General features: G+C 43.6%; 18 protein-coding genes and 2 tRNA genes. 5 read left to right on the top strand and 15 right to left on the bottom strand.

Annotated features, from left to right (window positions below; all coding sequences use genetic code 11):
- Nucleotides 1–29: 29 nt before the first annotated feature.
- The 3 genes from clpP to CVU71_02440 form a co-directional block, all read right to left on the bottom strand.
- Entirely contained in the window at nt 30–647 is a 618-nt protein-coding gene (gene clpP, locus CVU71_02450; protein PKN20665.1) for an ATP-dependent Clp endopeptidase, proteolytic subunit ClpP, read from the bottom strand.
- Nucleotides 647–1969 carry a trigger factor gene (gene tig / locus CVU71_02445; protein ID PKN20664.1) on the bottom strand — a complete coding sequence of 441 codons (1323 nt, stop codon included), beginning with the start codon at nt 1967–1969 and terminating at the stop codon, nt 647–649. Before tig ends, clpP begins: the two co-directional genes overlap by 1 nt.
- Nucleotides 1970–2012: 43 nt before the next feature.
- Nucleotides 2013–2097 (bottom strand) — tRNA-Leu (locus tag CVU71_02440).
- Between the two features lie 530 nt (nt 2098–2627).
- Between CVU71_02440 and CVU71_02435 the strand changes: the two genes are divergently transcribed.
- Nucleotides 2628–3074: a hypothetical protein gene (locus tag CVU71_02435; protein ID PKN20663.1), complete on the top strand. Its 447-nt coding sequence runs from the start codon at nt 2628–2630 to the stop codon at nt 3072–3074.
- Nucleotides 3075–3115: 41 nt separating this feature from the next.
- Nucleotides 3116–4711, top strand: coding sequence for a hypothetical protein (locus tag CVU71_02430; GenBank protein ID PKN20662.1), 1596 nt, complete (start codon nt 3116–3118; stop codon nt 4709–4711).
- Between the two features lie 88 nt (nt 4712–4799).
- Here the strand turns inward: CVU71_02430 and CVU71_02425 are convergent, their stop codons facing one another.
- Both CVU71_02425 and CVU71_02420 read right to left on the bottom strand, forming a co-directional pair.
- Nucleotides 4800–6557: a sodium-independent anion transporter gene (locus CVU71_02425; GenBank protein ID PKN20661.1), complete on the bottom strand. Its 1758-nt coding sequence runs from the start codon at nt 6555–6557 to the stop codon at nt 4800–4802.
- 654 nt (nt 6558–7211) lie between these two features.
- Nucleotides 7212–7288 (bottom strand) — tRNA-Pro (locus tag CVU71_02420).
- A gap of 212 nt (nt 7289–7500) precedes the next feature.
- On the opposite strand from CVU71_02420, the gene CVU71_02415 reads away from it, so the two are divergent.
- Nucleotides 7501–8124, top strand: coding sequence for a lytic transglycosylase (locus tag CVU71_02415; protein PKN20660.1), 624 nt, complete (start codon nt 7501–7503; stop codon nt 8122–8124).
- A 3-nt stretch (nt 8125–8127) separates the two neighbouring features.
- Here CVU71_02415 and CVU71_02410 read toward each other — a convergent pair whose 3' ends face one another.
- The 8 genes from CVU71_02410 to CVU71_02375 all read right to left on the bottom strand — a co-directional run bounded on the left by CVU71_02410 (nt 8128) and on the right by CVU71_02375 (nt 16075).
- The gene (locus CVU71_02410) at nt 8128–8691 is read right to left on the bottom strand and encodes a hypothetical protein (protein ID PKN20659.1); all 564 of its coding nucleotides are present in this window, start codon (nt 8689–8691) and stop codon (nt 8128–8130) included.
- Nucleotides 8692–8693: 2 nt separating this feature from the next.
- A complete protein-coding gene (locus CVU71_02405) occupies nt 8694–9914 on the bottom strand; it encodes an aspartate kinase (protein ID PKN20658.1) in 1221 nt (406 codons plus the stop codon).
- 2 nt (nt 9915–9916) lie between these two features.
- Nucleotides 9917–10402: a tRNA (adenosine(37)-N6)-threonylcarbamoyltransferase complex ATPase subunit type 1 TsaE gene (locus CVU71_02400; GenBank protein ID PKN20657.1), complete on the bottom strand. Its 486-nt coding sequence runs from the start codon at nt 10400–10402 to the stop codon at nt 9917–9919.
- A 30-nt stretch (nt 10403–10432) separates the two neighbouring features.
- A complete protein-coding gene (gene acpS / locus CVU71_02395; GenBank protein ID PKN20656.1) occupies nt 10433–10810 on the bottom strand; it encodes a 4'-phosphopantetheinyl transferase in 378 nt (125 codons plus the stop codon).
- Nucleotides 10811–10819: 9 nt separating this feature from the next.
- Nucleotides 10820–12010, bottom strand: a complete 1191-nt coding sequence (folP, locus tag CVU71_02390) for a dihydropteroate synthase (GenBank protein ID PKN20655.1) — start codon at nt 12008–12010, stop codon at nt 10820–10822.
- 137 nt (nt 12011–12147) lie between these two features.
- Nucleotides 12148–13962, bottom strand: coding sequence for a cell division protein FtsH (locus tag CVU71_02385; protein PKN20654.1), 1815 nt, complete (start codon nt 13960–13962; stop codon nt 12148–12150).
- Nucleotides 13963–14051: 89 nt separating this feature from the next.
- Nucleotides 14052–15431: a tRNA lysidine(34) synthetase TilS gene (gene tilS / locus CVU71_02380; protein PKN20653.1), complete on the bottom strand. Its 1380-nt coding sequence runs from the start codon at nt 15429–15431 to the stop codon at nt 14052–14054.
- Nucleotides 15431–16075, bottom strand: a complete 645-nt coding sequence (locus tag CVU71_02375) for a hypothetical protein (GenBank protein PKN20652.1) — start codon at nt 16073–16075, stop codon at nt 15431–15433. The genes tilS and CVU71_02375 overlap by 1 nt, the downstream gene beginning before the upstream one ends.
- A 222-nt stretch (nt 16076–16297) precedes the next feature.
- On the opposite strand from CVU71_02375, the gene CVU71_02370 reads away from it, so the two are divergent.
- Complete coding sequence (locus CVU71_02370) at nt 16298–17203, top strand: DUF2520 domain-containing protein (GenBank protein PKN20651.1); 906 nt, start codon at nt 16298–16300, stop codon at nt 17201–17203.
- Nucleotides 17187–18005 (top strand): 3-methyl-2-oxobutanoate hydroxymethyltransferase, encoded by an 819-nt coding sequence (panB, locus tag CVU71_02365; GenBank protein ID PKN20650.1) that lies wholly within the window; start codon nt 17187–17189, stop codon nt 18003–18005. Before CVU71_02370 ends, panB begins: the two co-directional genes overlap by 17 nt.
- A gap of 2 nt (nt 18006–18007) precedes the next feature.
- Here panB and CVU71_02360 read toward each other — a convergent pair whose 3' ends face one another.
- Both CVU71_02360 and CVU71_02355 read right to left on the bottom strand, forming a co-directional pair.
- Complete coding sequence (locus tag CVU71_02360) at nt 18008–18910, bottom strand: hypothetical protein (GenBank protein PKN20649.1); 903 nt, start codon at nt 18908–18910, stop codon at nt 18008–18010.
- The gene (locus CVU71_02355; GenBank protein PKN20648.1) at nt 18910–20019 is read right to left on the bottom strand and encodes a hypothetical protein; all 1110 of its coding nucleotides are present in this window, start codon (nt 20017–20019) and stop codon (nt 18910–18912) included. The genes CVU71_02360 and CVU71_02355 overlap by 1 nt, the downstream gene beginning before the upstream one ends.
- Between the last annotated feature and the right edge of the window lie 22 nt (nt 20020–20041).

Below are 20041 nucleotides of genomic sequence, written 5' to 3'. Positions count from 1 at the left end.
TTGCCCTCGATTATCTTTACTTCTTTTGATCACTTAACTTCTCCTTTATTCACTCCGGTTATTGCCGGTTTTCTAACTACTATTTCGTCAATCAAACCATATTCTTTAGCCTGCTGACTGGTCATGAAGTAATCACGCTCCGTATCATTCATGATTTTCTCCAGTGGCTGACCTGTTAACTCAGAAAGAATTTTATTTAATTCGTCTTTTAATCTTAAAATTTCCCTGGCCTGAATGTCAATATCCGTAGCTTGCCCCTGAAATCCACCTAAAGGCTGATGGATTAATATTCGCGAATGCGGCAATGCAAACCTTTTCCCTTTCTCACCGGCCGCCAGAAGTATTGCCGCCATACTGGCCGATTGCCCCATGCATACCGTGTTAATCTGAGGTTTAATATACTGCATCGTATCATATATCGCCATGCCCGAGCTGACGCTGCCACCGGGAGAATTCAGGTAGAAAAATATTTCTTTATCCGGATCCTCGGCTTCCAGATAAAGCATTTGTGCGACGACCACATTTGCCACGTTATCATCAATGGCAGTTCCCAGAAATATGATTCTGTCCTTTAAAAGACGGGAATAGATGTCGAATGCTCTTTCACCTCGCCCATCCTGTTCTACCACCATGGGTATTAAATTCATTAAACAGCCTCCTGCGCCATTCCGATTTTCTCGACTGCTTTAATATTGGCCCGCTGCTCAATAAAGTCAAATACCTTTTTCTGAATAATTTCCGATTTCAGAGAATTCATTCTCTCTTCGTTATCATAAGCGCTTTTAACGACTTCATAATCCGTATGATGTATTTCAGCTAATTCCCTGAAATGATTGTCAAGATCATTATCAGACACCGAAATGGCTTCTTTTTCGGCTATCTTTTTGAGAAGCAGAAAAGATTTGACCGTTTTTTCCGCATCCTGTTTAAATTGGTCATGCATACGGAAGCTCAATTCCATTGCGTTTTTTTCATCCATCCCGGCAGATTTCATTCTTTTTTGCGTGTCACTTATCATATAGAAAATCTGGCGCTCTACCAATGACGGCGGCGCTTCAAACTCATTGGCTTTTACAATGGCTTCTGTTATCTTATCTCTTAACTCCGCGTCGCTCTGGCGCTTACACTGATCCTCCATTGATTTTTTAACATCATTCTTTAAGTCTTCCAGAGTATTGTACTTGTCGAAATTTTTTATAAAGTTTTCATCTATTTCAGGTAATTTTTGTTCTTTGAGCCCTTTTAATGTCACGTTGAACGTAACATCTTTTCCAGCCATTTTTTTCTCATGATAATCTTCCGGAAAAGTTACATTAACATCCTTAGACTCGCCATTTTTCATTCCAACAAGCTGCTCTTCAAACCCAGGAATAAATCTCTTTGAGCCCAGCTCCAGCATGAAATTTTCAGATTGGAGTTCGGGAAGCGCCTGGCCATCCAATTTCCCCGAAAAATCAATTAATACGAAATCTCCCATCACTGCCTGACGGTCCTCTGTGACATCCTGCATGGTGGCAAACATCTTACGGACTTCCTGAAGACGCTTATCCAGGTCTTCTTCCGATATGGTGATATTAAGTTTCTCTAATTCCAACCCCTGATAGCCTTGCGGTTCAAAATCGGGTTCTGTCTCAAACGAAGCGCTGAATGAAAAATCCGTATTTTCCTTCAATCCATCCTGCTCGATTTCCGGACGAGAAAGCGTTACTATTCCGAGGTTATCAAGTTCCTGCCAATAGTATTTGTTGACGATATTGGTAATAGCCTCCCCTTCCGCATCGGCCTTAAAATAATTTTCAAGCACCTTACGCGGAATTTTACCCGGACGGAAACCCTTAATCTTAGCCTTTTTCCCAATATCACGATAAACATTTTCCAGCTCATCTTTCACAAAAGCCCAAGGCACTTCAAATGACATCTTTTTCTTAACCTGACTGATATCTTCTAGTTTTACGGAAAGCTCGCTCACTACTTTTTTCTCCTTATATTTTAATTATAATGCTCATTCATTCTGGTGCGAGAGAGGAGACTTGAACTCCTAAGGTTTTACCCGCTGGATCCTAAGTCCAGTGCGTCTGCCAATTCCGCCACTCTCGCCTTTTGATGATTTTGGAATCTTATATTCAATATTTAAAATGTCAACGCGGATTAACATCGGCGCACTGCAACAAAATCAATCAAATTACGCTTTTCCTGTAAATGATAATTCCCTTTAATGCAAGAAAAAGATGACCCTTGCTTAAAATCTATTTACTTTTATTCTCCAGCTGAAATATATAAATATCTGCCCCTTCTTTCTAACATTAATCATATATATTCAACTAGTTGCTGAATAGTTCCTCTTGTTTATCGCAAATTTTATTTCAAGGTGCCTTGTAAATTTGCGAATCTCGAAGAAAGTAACACTCAGGATACTTAGAAGAATCTGATAAATATTGCACGTACAACAGGGGCTATGTCATCTTTTACTTGACCACAAACAACCAGATGATATTGAATATGGCGCATGTGGCCGTAAATAAGAAGCAAAACGCAAGGGCGACTGTTTGCAAATTGAAGATTTATGGTACTGTAATATTAACGAGCTGTGATATGCTTTATTTGCCGCCAAGCGGAAAGGATAGCCTATGTACCACCACCCCAAAGACATCATCAGTGTAACCGTAATGCCAGACATCCGAATGCTGACCTTAATACAAAAGATAACGGAAAATATCGGCAATCAGTGCGGTTTAGCAAAGGCTGAAATACTCAAGACCGCACTGGCTCTAGAAGAAGTTTTTGGATATTGTCTAAAAATGGTCAAACAGGAAAAACACCCTTCAAGGATTATGATAACTTACCGACAGGAAAACGCAACTCTTCTCATTATCATTGAACACCATGGTCCACAGGGGTTACTGGAAAAACATTTTATGCCTGGTAAGGAAGAATCCTTTGCATCGACAACTTTTGAAGCAGTGGGCCTGAAACTTGCTCATGACTGCATTGATGATTTGCGTTACATTCTGCTCCACGATGGGACGAATCGTTTTACTCTTACGATCAGTACTCCCCCCGGCTCTCTTGCCTGATTGTCCTTTTCTACAAAACATGTTTTTTAATCAATCACTTTATGCTACTTTATTCTATGATCAGAGCCTGGAATGGAGCCATGACAAAAGAGCAACTGCTAAATAAAATTGAACAGATGCACAAATCAATCCAACGGATTAAAAAATCTGAAGTTCATTATAAGCATTCGGTCGAAATATTGAAGAAAAGCAAAAATGAATACCGTGAACTTGTTGAGTTTGCAAACAGCATTATTCTTCGCATTGACACTGCTGGAAATATTTTATTCATGAATAAGTTTGCCCGGAAATATTTCAGATATGCAAGCAAAGAAATAATCAGGAAAAATGTAATTGGAACTATCGTCCCGGAAGTTGAATCATCGGGTCGTGATCTCACCGCTTTTATTAAATCGATCTGTCAAAATACCGGAAAACACATGAGAAGCGAAAATCAAAACATAAAGAAAGACGGGAGCAGAGTCTGGATCCTATGGACGAACAGGGCGGTTCTTGATGAAAAAGGACGAGTGGTTGAAATTATTTGCATTGGAAATGACATAACAGAAAAGAAGGATGCAGAAAGGGCGTTACAGGAATCCCATGATCAACTCGAAAAAGAGGTTCGGGAAAGAACGCGTGATCTGATCAAGACCAATGATGATCTGCTATTTGAGATTGTAGAGCGCAAGGTCAATGAGGAGGGAATAAAAGAAAGCGAAACAAAATACCGGAGTATTGTTGAGGGAGCCATAGAGGGCATATTCCAGACAACCATAGATGGGAAGTGCATCATGGCCAATGCAGCGTTGGCTGGTTTGCTGGGCTATGCATCACCGGAAGAATATATTTCTTTAACGTCAAATATCAAAAATCTATATGTAGATACGTCCCGGCGCCTGGAGCTCATAAAACTTCTAAAACCAAACGGATACGTTAAAGGATTTGAGACGCAATTTTATAAAAAAGATAAAAGCAAGATATGGGTTTCTATGAACCTTCGGGCAATTTATGATGAAAGGGGCAATTTCATTTATTACCAGGGAACCGTTATCGATATTACCGCTGAGATTACATTACGACGAGTTTTAGATGAAACTACCGGCGCACTCTCCATGACCGTTGAAGTGAGAGACCCCTATACCGCAGGTCACCAGGCAAGAGTAACAAAACTTGCTGTAGCAATTTCTAAAGAAATGAATTTTAGTGAAGATCACACCAAGGCTATCCAGACGGCAGGTTTGCTTCACGATATCGGGAAAATATATGTACCTGCAGAGTTTCTCAGCCGGCCCGGGAAAATTAGCGCACACGAATTTAACATCCTGAAGCAGCATGCGAGTGCCGGTTATGAAATATTAAAAAACATAGAATATAAATACCCTGTCGCCGAAATCGTCTATGAGCATCACGAAAGAATGAACGGCTCAGGTTATCCTCGAGGTCTCTCCGGGGACCAGATCCTCATAGAGTCGAGAATCATAGCGATTGCCGACGTCGTCGAGGCTATGGCATCCCCCAGACCATACAGACCGGCTCTTGGAATAGCAAAAGCCTTGAATGAGATACAGGAAAACAGGGGCATCATTTATGATAAAAATGTGGCCGATATATGCCTTAATCTCTTTAACAAAAAGGGGTTTCAGCTCGAAAACTGACTATTTTGAAATTTCTGAAAAGTATTTGAGTCTGCAGTGATCAATTCCTCAGAATATTCAACAATATTATCAGGCTATTTAACTCATATTATTCGATTTTGTGCACGATCAAATAACGCTCAACAGCTTGATCAATAGTAGGAAAGAAATTCTCGATGCCCAGCCTGTTGAACAGACCATAACGTTTTAAACTGTCTTTCACCGGTCCTTTCATCTCTGCAAAAAATAAATCCATACCGGCCTGATGTAACGTTTGATCGAGATCGGCCAGCACATCGGCAGCCGTAATATCCACGTCCGTAATCGGTTCAGCTGCAACGACAACCCATTTAGTCTGTGTCGGGGCGTTGGCTATCGCGCGCAGCACCTGATTGCGGAATATTTCGGCGTTGGCAAAAAACAGCGGCGCATCCCAACGGAAAAGCACTAGTCCCTCAATGCGTTTGGCTTCAGGATGACGGGAAATATCGTGATAGCTTTTCAGGCCATCCACGTGACCGAGCACGGCATCATAAGGCTGCCATGCACGCCAAATGAAGGCGAGCAGTGCCAGACCGACGGCAATAAAGATACCCTGAATAACGCCCAGTATCACCACACCGAAAAAACAAACAAAGGATAACACAAACTCATCGCGCCGCAGTTGATAAAGACGCAGGACACTTCGAATTTCAACCAGATTGATGCAGGCGGCAATTACAATAGCGCCGAGCGCGGCCTGAGGCAGGTTCTGTAAAAGCCCCGGGGTATATATCAATAAGAGCGCTATAGACACTGCCCCGACCACACCGGTAAGTTGGGTCTTAGCGCCGGCGGCTTCAGCTACTGGCGTTCGCGACGCGCTGCTGCTTACGGGAAATCCCTGAAACAATCCGGCTGCAACATTGGCTGCACCGAGAGCAATGATTTCCTGATTGCTGTCAACCTCAGAGCCTGTCCGGTGAGCAAACGTTCGTGAAAGTGCGCTCGTATCGGCAAAAGACACGAGTGCGATGGCAACGGCGGCAGCACATAAGGTGCTTAACTCGGAAAGCGAAACAGTTGGAATTGTGAATTGAGGCATACCTTGCGGCAACGGACCGCATACGGCAATTCCCGCTCTGGCGGACAAATCCAGCAAAGAAACAGAGATCGTTGCACCGGCTACAGCAATCAACACACCCGGAATTCTCGGGACCAACCGCTTGCATCCGAGAATCACAATGAGACAGGACAAACCAATGACACAAGCCGTCCAGTTGATTTGTCTATTCAAAATACCTTGCACAAGATTGTTTGCTTCTTTTATAAAATTACTTCCACTTACGGAAAAGCCGAAGATCTTCGGCAACTGGCCAATCAATACCGTCAGCGCAATTCCGTTTAGATAACCGTCTCGAATAGGCCTCGATAGAAGATCGGTTATAAAACCGAACTTTGCCAAACCCGCCAGGATACATAACACCCCCGATAAAACAGCAAGCATGGAGGCCAAGGCCACCGCCTTATCAGCATTACCTGCAGCCAGCGGCAGAATCGTTGCCGCAATGATTGCAGCCAGTGCAGAGTCCGGCCCCAGAACCAGGATACGGCTTGGTCCAAAGATGGCATACACGATCAGCGGAGCGATTGTGGCATACAGGCCGTAAATGGCAGGTAAGCCCGAGGCTGCGGCATAGCCCATTCCGACAGGAACCAGAATGGCGGTAAGCACCAGTCCTGCAGCAATATCGGGTAACACCCAGTCGCGTTGATAACTTCGCAGTGTTGAGATAATTGGAAATAGGCGAGATATGCCGCCAGGCCGGACATGTTGTGTAAAAGGATCAGCTGCAGGAATATTTGGAGTCGTCAAACCGCACCTCATGAGATGGATTGCTGGAAATTTACGTTCTTTTCGAATTTAATTTGTAATATGGCTATCTTCTTAACCATATGGATGATTTTCTTATACATTCTCGTTGATTACAAATCAATCCAAATAACAATTGACAGAAAAACCATTGTGCGTGGCTCCCGAAGACAATTATGAAATACGCCCAAACTATCCGAAGCACCTTAGAAATCCATATTCGATACACTACTTGACATTAACAGCAAGCAGCAGTAGATTAAAGGTGAAGAGTGCTGCAATGCCCGTATGATGTGAATGAAGTTACACCATTTCACTGGAGGTAATTAGAGGAACATCGGTGGGTATTAATGGTAATGCTAAACTGCCAGAAAAGCAGTTGTTAAATGAGCTGACTACAGCTTATGGATGAAAATGCATTGCAGCTCTCTTCTTTCTGCGCCATCTTTCTGTACCATCAGGTATCTTGAGTTATAGTTTTCGGATAATTTAAAAACCGGTTGTCCCGTATATTGTTCAATTCAGTTGTAATACCATATAAATATCCTATCCATCCCTCAACATCCAGTGGAATACCTCCAATCTGATAAACATATTTTACATATTGCTGCGATTTTGTGGATATAAAAAATGGATTAGCAGTTACCTGCTAATCCATTTTATTTTCATTGGTCGGGGCGAGTGGATTTGAACCACCGGCCCTCTGAACCCCATTCAGATACGCTACCAGACTGCGCCACGCCCCGACATACTGTCTTTTAAAGTGCTGAGGTCATTACCACCATCGCGAAATCATGTCAAGAACAAACAAAAAATCTGTCCACCACGAGAGTTATCAAAGATTTTTTCATCGAAATTCGATAAAGTATCAGAATGTCATGCTTGAAATGGAACTCCGGCATGAACGATAGGAATATTTCTGCTTGAATTATATTTCTCATTAACGTATGATAAAACCATGATCTCTAAGACAAACATAACATTTTTAAAATTATTTGGAACACTGCCATCAGTCTTTTTGGTTTTAGTGGTTCTGCTGCTGTCCTATGTTGTTCCGGCTTTCGCCGATATTTATAAATACGAGGACAACGATGGCGTAATTCATCTGACGAACGTACCTTCCAATACTAACGCCAAATACGTAATGATTCTTAAAGAAAAAAGAATTCTTTTCCCCAAAGTCAGTAATATTCGTCAATATGACACTATTATTGCCCAGGCAGCCAGTAAATTTAATCTGGATGTCGCCTTGATTAAAGCCGTCATCAAAGCGGAATCCAATTTTAATCATCATGCCGTTTCACGCGCCGGTGCAAAAGGACTCATGCAATTGATGCCGCAGACCGCTTCAGCCCTGAAAGTTGATGATGTTTTTCATCCCGGCAATAACATCGAAGGCGGCGCTCGTTATCTGCGTTACCTTTTGAATCTTTACCGAGGAAACTTGACGCTCGCACTTGCCGCTTATAATGCGGGCGAAGGAGCTGTGGCTAAGTACAATTACGGCGTACCGCCTTACCGTGAAACACAAAATTATATAAGGCGCGTACTTTCTTTGTATGATTCATACAGTAAAACATAAATTCTATGGGGACAGCGCATCAATATAGAAATATTGCTTCAATTTTAAAAATTTCTTTTCCTTGATCCCATTTATATCCATCAGTTGTTCTAACTTTTCAAACCGTCCGATTTTCTCCCGCCATGTTATGATGTTTGCAGATAATGCTTCTCCAACACCGGGAACCAATATTAATTCATCAATGTCTGCCGAATTAATATCCAGAGGCATTCTCAATGCCAGTCTTTTAGCTGCTTCTAGTCTCTCAATGACCATGCCCCGATGATCTTCTTCATTCAGAAGGCGTACTTTCATTCCGTTTTTCAGTTTAATGTCTTCGGCGATGATTCTTTTAATTCCAAGTTGTGAAAACATTTGATTGACTGAAGTTTCCGGTTTAACAAAAAAGATGCCGGACTCTCCATTTTCGGCGGCGATTTCAATCGTAAGACTTTTGCAATCGGAGGTGGATAGCGCCGGACTTTCTAAGTCCAGCTGATTTTGCGTTAAAAAATTAATAAAGGGAATAAACGCTAAAACAAGAGATACCGCGATTATTCCCTTTACCTGATGCGCAAACATCATCATTCTTACTTTTTCTTTTCCAGATTAAACGCATCATGAAGCGCCATAACGGCCAATTCCGTATATTTCCTCTGGATGATGCAGGATATTTTTATTTCCGATGTACTGATCATCATGATATTGATGGCTTCATCCGACATGGTCTTAAACATTTTAGCCGCGACACCGGAATGACTCACCATACCTACACCGATGATTGATATCTTTGCAACGTCATCGTCCACTGTCACACTTTTAGCGCCAATGTCTTTAGCTGTTGCTTCAACAATCTTCTGCGCTTCTTTCATTTCCTTTTTCGACACGGTGAATGTGATATCGGTAAAGCCTTCAGCACTGGCGTTTTGAATAATCATATCGACACTGATATTTCGTTCGGATAAAGCCGTAAATAAATTTGCAGCTATCCCCGGTTTATCCGGAATATGAATTACAGTTATTTTTGCCTGATCACGGTCGTATGTGATCCCTGACAGTACTTCTTTCTCCATTTCTTTATCCTCCTTGGTTACAAGTGTTCCGCCTTCGTCAGAAAAGGTTGATTTTACATAAACGGGCACATCATATTTTTTAGCCATTTCTACAGATCGGGGCTGCAAAACCTTCGCTCCTGTCATGGCCATTTCCAGCATTTCATCGTAGGATATTTTATCCAGCCTTCTGGCTTTTGCGCAGATGTTGGGGTCGGTTGTGTAAACACCGTCGACATCCGTGAAAATATCACATCGTTCCGCTTTAAGCGCCGCAGCCAGAGCCACCGCGCTCGTATCTGAACCGCCACGGCCCAGTGTTGTAATGTTATTATCCTCATCAACTCCCTGAAAACCAGCCACGACAACAATGGTGCCTTTCTTTATTTCATTCTCGATAACATCCGTATCGATCAGCGATATCCTTGCCTTTTTATAGGAATTATCCGTTAATATTTTAACCTGAAATCCGAGAAAGGATCGAGAACGATATCCCATCGAATTCAGTACGATAGCCAGCAAGGTGATCGTTACTTGCTCCCCTGTTGAGATCAAGGAGTCGTACTCTCTTTCATCCGGAGAATCAGTCGCACTATGCGCCAGATCGATCAGTCTGTTGGTTTCTCCCGCCATCGCGGAGAGCACAACCACAACATCATGGCCGGCGTTCTTTTCTCGAATAGCCTTGGCCGCCACATTTTTTATCTTCTCAATATTTGCTACCGATGTCCCACCAAATTTTTGAACAATCAACCCCATATTTAAACCTCCGTCTTGATATCTTTTACTATTTCCCTAACTCTTTTTTGAGGTCCGCTGATACTTATAACTCTTTTGTTTTCATCAATGTAAGTAAAGTTAATTACTATAGCACCAGTCGGTAAAGCATCGGCAATTTTTTCCGCCCATTCAATAGCAACTACGCCTTTTCCCGATACATATTCATCATAACCCAGATCATCCAGTTCGCCAATCTGATTCAATCGATAAACATCAAAATGGTAAAGCCTGCATCGCCCCGGATACTCATTAATCAGGGTAAAGGTCGGACTGGTAATAGTATAATCTTCGCTTACACCCAGGCCACGGGCCAATCCGCCTGTAAAGCATGTCTTTCCCGCACCCAGTTCACCCGATAATGCAAAGATATCCCCTTCCCCGGCCTTTGCCCCTACGGCAAAACCAATTGCATATGTCTGCCTGGAGCTTTCGGATTCTATTTCAACAAGAGCGGTATTTTCTTTCATAAAATTATCTGTATATTTATCATGAAATCATTATTTTTCCAGTAAAACCATCGCGGATGCATATTTATTTGTATGGGTAATACTCAGATGTATTTTTTCGATCCCGGCTTTTACAAAATATTCCCGTGCACCACCGGACAAATTTATTTCCGGCTTTCCGCTCTCTTCATTGACGACCTCTATTTCCATCAATTTCACGCCACGTCCGAGGCCTGTACCAATGGCTTTCAGAAATGATTCTTTTACGGCAAAACGTGCTCCATAATGAATGGACGCCTGGGTATGACGTTCGCAATAAGCTATTTCCCTGTCGGAAAAGACCCGTGATAAAAATTTATTGCCCCATTTTTGAATAATTCTTTTTATGCGGTCGTTTTCCACCAAATCGATGCCGATTCCGTATATCATAGGTTCTCTCTAAGCTTGAACGATTGCATCCGTCATTGCGGCAACTTTTTTTATAACAGCCACATCATGAACCCGGACAATATTGCAGCCGTTCATAATAGCCGCTGAAACGGCAGCGGCTGTCCCATCGGTTCTTTCTGCAGGCGCACCACCTGTGATCTTGCCGATAAAAGCTTTGCGTGATGGTCCGATCAACAATGGCAGACCCAATATTTTCAGTTCGCTTAAACTTTTTATTATCCGGCAGTTATCCTCGTAAGTTTTTCCAAATCCGATTCCCGGATCAACCACCAGCTGGTTTCTGCCAATCCCCGCCGCAACGGCTTTGCGGCATCTATCTTCCAGAAAACAATTAATTTCATGCATTAAATCTTCATAGACCAGATTTCCGGTTTGCATGTTTGCAGGTGTGCCCCTCATATGCATCAAGATCAATGCAGCAGAGGCCTTCCGGATGACGGAGGCCATTTTATTATCGCCGAGCGAACTGATATCATTAATGATTTCTGCTCCGGCTTCCAATGCTTTTTGCGCTACTTGCGACTTTGTCGTATCCACTGAAATGGGAATCTTCAGTTTCCGTGATAAAAATTCAATAATGGGAACAACTCTGGTAATCTCCTGGCGCAAAGTGACTGATTTTGATCCAGGTCTTGTAGATTCTCCACCAATATCGATAATATCAGCGCCTTCATCCGCCATTTGCAGAGCGCGCCCAATGGCCTTTTGTGGATCTAAGTAAATGTTGCCGTCGGAAAAAGAATCCGGGGTGATATTTAATATTCCCATGATCAATGTTTTCTCGCCCAAAACTATTTTTCGTCGCGATGTTTTTAAAATATATCGATCTTGTTCAATATTTCCCAGAAGATTCAGAATATCCTTTGCGATGGCATCCAATCCGAAAGGCTGCTTTTCTATTTTTTTACTCAGGGCACTCACCTGTTTGAGAGTTCCCATGAGCAGCACATCTGTTGTGTCAATTGAACAGGCAACACTGCCACGCGCGACTGCGGCATCACCGTTCAGCGCCAGCATTTCCTGCTTCAGAATATTGGCTACTTTGCAGGATTGCGCTTTCAAGAGGATATTAACATGTTGGGTTTTGGGCGCCATCGCGCTGATTCCATAGGGGTCTACGCCGATTTTCCGGAATATTTCAACAGCTTCATTAGAATTATTAATTTTAACTATCTTCAAAAGAGAAACCTTAAAAGATCGATGATGAAAAAAGTAAAACCGTTTGCATTATAAATGACCGGCAAATAATGTGCGGTAAGAACATTCTTTGCCGGTCATCGAAGTTTATATTAGAATCCGGATAGACAGACCCTCATCTATTGATTCGTTTCGACTGGTTGAGCAGGCAGTGCGCTGCCGATGATTTCATCGATTTCCGTGCTATTGAGAACCTCTTTTTCCAGAAGCTCGCTGGATATTTTGTGCAGAATTTCAATATGCTCGTTCAAAAGCGACAATGCTTTATCGTAGTTGCGCTTCACAATGGATACAACTTCCTCATCGATATGCTTTGCTGTATCCTCGCTGTAATCCTTGTGTGTGGCAAATTCACGACCTAAAAAGATTTGCTCTTCCTTCTTGCCATAGCTCAGCGGTCCCATGATCGGGCTCATCCCCCATTCACACACCATTTTCCGTGCAAGATTGGTGGCTCTTTCGATATCGTTGCCGGCACCTGTGGTGTAATCTTTCAGTACAATCTCTTCAGCGGCGCGGCCGCCCAGCAATATGGCAATATTATTTTCCAGGTATTGACTGGGATAGGTGTGTTTCTCATCAATCGGCAATTGCTGCGTCAATCCCAGGGCTCTGCCTCGCGGAATGATCGTCACCTTGTGGATCGGATCTGTTCCTGGAATCAAACGGGCAACTAGGGTGTGACCGGCTTCATGGTAGGCCGTGTTGCGTTTCTCCATGTCACTGATAACCATGGTCCTTCTTTCGGCACCCATCAGGACCTTATCTTTCGCGAATTCAAAGTCGACCATGTTGACTTTGTCTTTATTCAATCTGGCGGCATTTAAAACCGCCTCATTGACGAGATTCTCAATATCGGCGCCTGACGTGCCGGGTGTTCCCCGCGCCAGAATGGCAAAATCGACATCTTCCGCAACAGGCGCCTTGCGCGCGTGCACTTCAAATATTTTCTCCCGGCCTTTCACATCCGGTAGAGGGACAACCACCTGACGATCAAAACGTCCCGGCCGCAAAAGCGCCGGATCCAGAACATCCGGACGGTTGGTTGCGGAAACCAGAATCACGCCTTCATTGGACTCAAATCCATCCATTTCCACCAGCAATTGATTAAGGGTTTGTTCTCTTTCATCATGGCCGCCGCCTAAACCCGCGCCGCGGTGACGCCCGACGGCGTCAATTTCATCGATAAAGATAATGCAGGGTGCGTTCTTTTTGGCCTGACTGAACAAATCCCGCACGCGGGACGCGCCGACTCCGACGAACATTTCCACAAAATCAGAACCGCTGATACTCAGAAAAGGAACATCAGCCTCGCCGGCAATCGCGCGTGCCAGAAGCGTTTTACCTGTTCCGGGAGGTCCCACCAGCAATAATCCCTTGGGAATACGGCCACCGAGTTTGGTGTATTTTTTGGGATCTTTTAAAAAGTCGATCACTTCTTCGAGTTCAGCTTTTGCTTCATTGATACCTGCCACATCGGCAAACGTTACCTTCTTGGATTTATCGGTAATCAGGCGTGCTCTGCTCTTGCCGAAAGACATCGCTTTACCGCCGCCCGACTGCATCTGACGCATAAAGAATATCCACACCCCGATGAGTAGAAGCATGGGAAACCATGAAATGAAAATCATATACCAGGGATTTTCTTCCAGCGGTTTTGCTGTAATTTTAACGTTTTTTGCCCTGAACATGCCAATCAGTTCATCATCTTTAGGAGCATATGCTTTAAAAGTATTTCCAGTAGCCAGTTTACCTGTTATGGCATCCCCCTGTATGGTTACTTCCATGATCTCGCCATTATTCAGGTGGGATAACATTTCGGTGTAATTAATGTCTTTGGCGCTCGACTTCTGCTGATTAAACAACTGCCAGACGAGCAAAAAAACCAGAAGCACCGTCAGCACAAGTGCTATATTTTTTTGAAACTGATTCAATATCTTTCTCCTTAAAATTAAGTATGTTTCCTGATCTTTATAATAATATCCAATTTAACTCAAATATTTTCTTATACAGGCTTACTCCTTCATGAGGAGGATCGAATTTCGAGAATTAAAATTTTTTTTGTTTCAGATGATACTTTAATTCTTTCATTCAAGTGCATGTTTTCAATCCAGATCACTGATTCCTGATCAGCAATCAGCGCAATCCTGTCACGTTCAGATCTCGGTATTTTCCGGTCAATGAGCAGTTTTTTTATTTTTTGAGTTCCTTTTGTTCCCAGAGGTTCGAACCAGTCACCGCGTCTGCGATTTCGAATAATCAGTGGTTCTTTAATCTTATCCCCATCGAGATACGTTTTCTGACTGCTATTAAAATCAATTTCATCAGCAGCCCCCCATTTCAGGGATAAGATAATACCTCTTTCTTTTAAATCAACTGTCGCCGGTATTGTTAAGGGATATGCGTAATCCCGTACTTTTTCGATCCTGCTGGACCTGATGAAGATACGGTCATATTCTTTTAGAGCATGAAGACCATAGGGCAATGAAACTGACTTTCCCGCCGAACTGCCTGCGGCCAGATCGACAAGCGATTGAATATGAGAAGATGAAAAACCTTTGCCCGCAGGTGCCAGATATTCCAGGAGAGCTTTGATGAGTCTGTAACCCAAAGATACATGGAGCGTTCTGAAATATTGTGCCGAAAATGACATTTCATCCTTCTTTTTTTGAATAGAAGACGATGCCAGGATTGCGTTGACGTAGCCGCACATGAAATCATCATCCCGGCGAATAATCTCCGCCATTCTCACCAGATTGCGTTCAATTTGTGGATTATATCTTTCTTTAAGAAAGGGTATCAGCTCTCCGCGGATACGGTTTCGCAAATAAACAGCGCTGTTATTGGAACTGTCCTCGCGATATGCAATCCCGGCAACTTTCAGGAAATTGATAATTTCCTGTCGCGATACTTCCATCAGCGGACGAATGTACCTGTTTTCCCTCATCGGGAGCATACCTTTGAGTCCGTCTAATCCACTGCCGCGCAGAAAGTTGAGCAATACTGTCTCCGCCTGATCTTCCAGATGATGACCAAGGGCAATTTTATTCGCCCCGTTGTCCGCGGCAACTTTATCCAAAAAGTGATACCTTTCCTGACGAAAATAATCTTCAGGTGACAGGCCTCTGGGAATAGCAGGCTGGCGCATTTTTTCCGACACAAAGAGCAGGCCGGATCTGCGCGCCAGATTCTTACAAAATACCTCATCTTCATTCGATTGGTCATGCCGCAACCCATGATTGAAATGAGCGACAATTATTTTCAGACAACATGTTTCAGAAATAGCGAGTAAGCTGAATAACAGCGCGCAGGAATCGGCGCCTCCGGATAAGGCGACAACGACGCGGTCGCCATTTTCCAGCAGTCGATATTTATTTATGGTTTGTTCAATTTTTTCAATCATTATTGAAACAAAGAATTGATTTCCATGAGCCTCTCACAATAAAAATCGGCTTCCATTGTAAGAAGTTTCTGTCTGTTCCCCAGCCCGTTTAAATAGGCACAGGATAATATCCCCGCATTTTTAGCCACCGCGATATCATTGGCCCCATCCCCGATAATCAGGGCTTTCCGTGGTGCTACGTTATATTTTTCGAGGAGATATTCTACCACGCGCTTATCCGGTTTCTGAAATGGTGTGGAATCGGCGCCCACAATCTCCATGAAATAACGATCAATATGAAGTCCCCGGGCAAGGGCTATGGTTAAATGGCGGCGTTTATTGGTCAGGATCACCTTCATTTTATGGCTAAAATATTTCAAGACATTTTCTATCTGCGGGCAAAGAACAGTCTTGTCCATCATATGCTTTTCGTAATAACCGCTGAAAATGTTCATCGCCTCTTCCAGGCGATCCGTTGCTTTTTCTCCGAGCGATCTTTCAATCAACATTTTCATACCGTCGCCCACAAAACTGATGATTTCTTCGGCTGGTTTCGGCTCAAGCCGCATGGACGTCAGGGTGTGATTAATGGATGACACAAGGTCTGCACCCGTATCCGCGATCGTACCGTCAAAATCAAATATCATTAGATCCACTTTTGTCATATTATTTTCCTTTACTTTGTATAGCCGAGAGACCGTGCAAAAACAAGGTTCTTTGTTGATAAGATTTGCAGAAATATCATTTGACTGCACCGGTGCGGTATGTTAGAAAATAATCAACCGCTTGGATCACTTGTTACAGACTGAGACGGGAGCCAACAAAAACTGTCGAATTCGGGTCTTCCTTACGCTGCGGGAGACCTTTTTTTTTATCATTGGAGAGAAATGATGAGAAAAGAACAATCTTTTGAGTTTGCCATTATCGGAACCGGAATGGTCGGAACGGCCATCGGATTTCTTTTAAAAAAAGCCGGCCACGCTATTAAGGCTATTGCCGATCCCTCCTCTGCTCATTTAAAAAGAGCACAATCCTACATAACAGGTGCTGTTTGCTGCCGATACCCGTCCCAGGCTGCGGGTCTGGCCGATTGCATTCTGATTACAACCCCCGATGATCTTATCGCGTCTGTCTGTGCGGAAATTGTCGATGGTTACTCCGTGAAGAGTAAAAAGATTTTTCATCTGAGCGGTGCGGGGGGACTTGACCTTCTTGCACCCGCCGCAAGGGCCGGGGCACTGGTTGCCAGCATTCATCCGCTGCAAAGTTTTTCTTCCATCGATAGTGCAATCTCAAATATTCCCGGCAGCTATTTCGGTGTAACGGCAGCTGCCGGCGTAAAAAAAAATTCGTCGGATATTGTCCGCGACCTCGGGGGGATTCCCATCTATATAACACCTGAACAAAAACCTCTTTATCACGCAGCGGCCTGCATTGCATCGAATTATCTGGTTTCATTAATGAGCATCGTTGAATCCATTTACTTATCCATAGGTATTTCTGAAAAAGATGCCCGCAGAGCCTACCTGCCGCTGGTTTACGGCAGTTTAAAAAATATTGAAAAACAAGGTTGTTCAAATGCGCTTACCGGGCCGATTGCCCGCGGCGATTCAGGAACCGTTCAAAAACATATCGAAGCTATGGCCCGTAATCTTCCCGGCTTCTCATCATTGTACTCCAATCTGGGAATGGTTGCGGTCGAACTCGCACGTCAAAAAGGAACATTGAGTCCGCGTCAGGCAAAAATAATGATAAAGCTGTTGAAAGGAGCAAATAATGAGCACACAAACTAAGATCAACCGCAAAACTATTCTTGATATCAAAAAAATGAAAGCACAGAGAGAAAAAATAACGATGCTGACAGCCTATGATTACGGGATGGCTGCCATTCTGGATGAAAGTGACATTGACATCATCCTGGTGGGTGATTCTCTGGGTATGGTAGTGCTGGGTTACGACTCAACGCTTCCCGTAACCATGGAAGATATGCTGCATCATACACAGGCGGTCGCCAGGGGTTCACGCAAAGCCATGATTGTCGCGGATATGCCATTTTTATCATATCAGGTATCTCCAGCGACGGCGCTGGCCAATGCCGGACGCTTCTTAAAAGAAGCCGATGCTCAAGCGGTCAAACTGGAAGGCGGCCGGGAGCACGCTGAAATTGTCCACAAAATGACCTATGCCGGGATTCCCGTCATGGCCCATTTGGGGCTAACACCGCAATCCGTCCACCAGTTGGGTGGTTATAAAGTCCAGGGCAAAAAGGAAGATGCGGCTGATGCAATCCTGCAGGACGCAATAATTCTGGAAGAAGCAGGCGCATTTTCAGTGGTATTGGAATGCGTACCGGAAAAACTGGCGGCGGAAATCACGGCCGCTCTGTCCATTCCTACTATCGGCATAGGTGCCGGTGTTCACTGTGACGGACAGGTGCTGGTGGTCAATGACATGCTCGGAATGTATGACAGGATGACGCCGAAGTTTGTCAAAAAATATGTTAATTTAAATCTTGAAATAAAAAACGCCGTCAAGCACTACATCCAGGATGTGAAAACAAGCGCTTTCCCGGACGCTGAACACAGTTTTAAATAAAATTACTCCTCTTGAGAACGGGCAAACTGTTTTAACATTTGCGTATAAGTTCCAAGAAGAATATCCGGATGAACAAAGTAATCCGGTCTTTGCTTAAAATGACGATCAACCAACAGGGCTGCCGCTCTTTCGACGCTGCCCTCGGTGCTGAGCGTCAAACGTAACTTATCAAACATTTGATATGCGCCTGTCTTACTTTGCCCGATATACTGTGCCGCTTCTGCTCCGGTAATGTATCCATAGTGATCCGCGCACAAGATTTCCACATCAAGTCCGGCCAGTTCATCAAGACTTTTTTGATAGGCCTCGAAGCTTGATCCGGCGGCAATGACATACTCGTCCCGATACGGGATAGCCACGGCGTCTGACGGCAATAAAGATCTTAATTCAGGGACATAGACGGAAATCGAACAGGAAGAGTGCCCCGGCGTCTCATGAATTTCAAGTTGTCTGCCACCCAGATCAATACAACTGTTTTGTTTCAATTTTTCTCCGCTCACATCTTCGCGCCATTGCCAGTCAAATGTTGACAGAATGTCTGCATTGCCACGCACCCTGCGACAGACTTTGAGCGTAAATTCATTGATCACCGAAATCGCTTTCGGTTTCTCCAGAACTTCCCATCCCCGTGACGAAGCATAAATTTTTAAATCCGGGTATTTTCTTTTAAGAAAAGGGACTACACCGACATGATCGAAATGAGCGTGCAGTATGATTAGATGTTCTATTCTTTTCTCGGCAATACCGAAAGACGTGATCTGGCGAAATACATCCGGCAGAATATAGCTCAATCCGGCGCTGATCAGAGCGGATGATTTTTTTCCCGCCAGTAAATAGACGCAGGATTCTTCGGTGCCCAAAAGCCAGAAACCTTCGCGAATCTGACCTGCTTTCCTAGTTCTCATTATTTCTCGTAATAAATGATAACCGCGTTTTTCTTCAACCTGGCCGTCATCTGAGAAAATGCCTGCGCCTGCTTTTGCTGTTCAAGAAATTGAGCTATACTAGGCCTAACTTCATCCAATTTGACGGTCTTTCCCGGATTACGCCCCAGAACCTGAATGATGTGATGGCCGAATTCCGTGGTCACGACGGGACCAATCGCATCTTTCTCCTGCGAAAAAGCGGCATCTTCAAAGGGTTTGACTGTCTGACCTTTTTTAATTTCGCCCAGATCGCCGCCATTTTCTTTACTGGGACAATCGGAGTTGTTTTTAGCGATTTCGGCAAAATCCGCGCCTTCCACAATCTGCTTACGCAAATTTTCTATCTTTGCTTTTTTTTCAGATTTTATTTTTTCGTCATCTTTAGCGTCAATTGTAATCAATATATGACGTGCGTGAACCGTATCCTGCGTCGTAAATTTCCCCTTATTATCCTTGTAGAATTTATTGATTTCTTTTTCTGTCGGTTTTGCCTTCCTGCCGGCTTCCATTTCAATCAGCTTTCTGATTTTTATCTCCAAGGCAATGTCTTCACGGGAATAATGGTTCTCTTTGAGAAAATCTTCGATTTTTTTATCGGGTGGAAGATTCGCCTTGATCTGATTTAAGGCCGACTGAATCTCCTTATCCGATGCTGTAATTTTTTTACTGTTGGCTTCGTTGGTTAAGAGTGTTCGTATGACAAACTCTTCTACCATCTGCTTTTTAATCCCCTCCTGAGCTTCTTTCTGCTTGTCAGCGGGAATTTTATCTTTATAGAGATTCAATTTTGCCTTGACGCTTCTGGCCAGGACATCCTTTTTTAACATGACGCCGTCAACACTGACGGCGATATCCTTGGGATCAACTTGCTGCGGAGTTATCATGGACGGTGTTATCAATGCATTATCCTGACTGACAGGCGGTGCAGGCTGCGCTTTATTTGCGTTTTGATCCGGAGACACAGGAGCGGGTTCTTCTTTTTTGCCACAGCCAAATGTTACAGCTATCATCATGACCATTAAAACAGTCAAACCATTTCTGAAAATATTTTCAATCATGAATGTCCTCCCGATATCGTCAACCGCCATAAACTGAGATTTGAGCTATATG

It is taken from the genome of Deltaproteobacteria bacterium HGW-Deltaproteobacteria-6 (assembly GCA_002840435.1).
Classification (GTDB): Bacteria; Desulfobacterota; Syntrophia; order Syntrophales; family Smithellaceae; genus UBA8904.
This window is presented reverse-complemented; position numbering and strand designations above follow the sequence as displayed.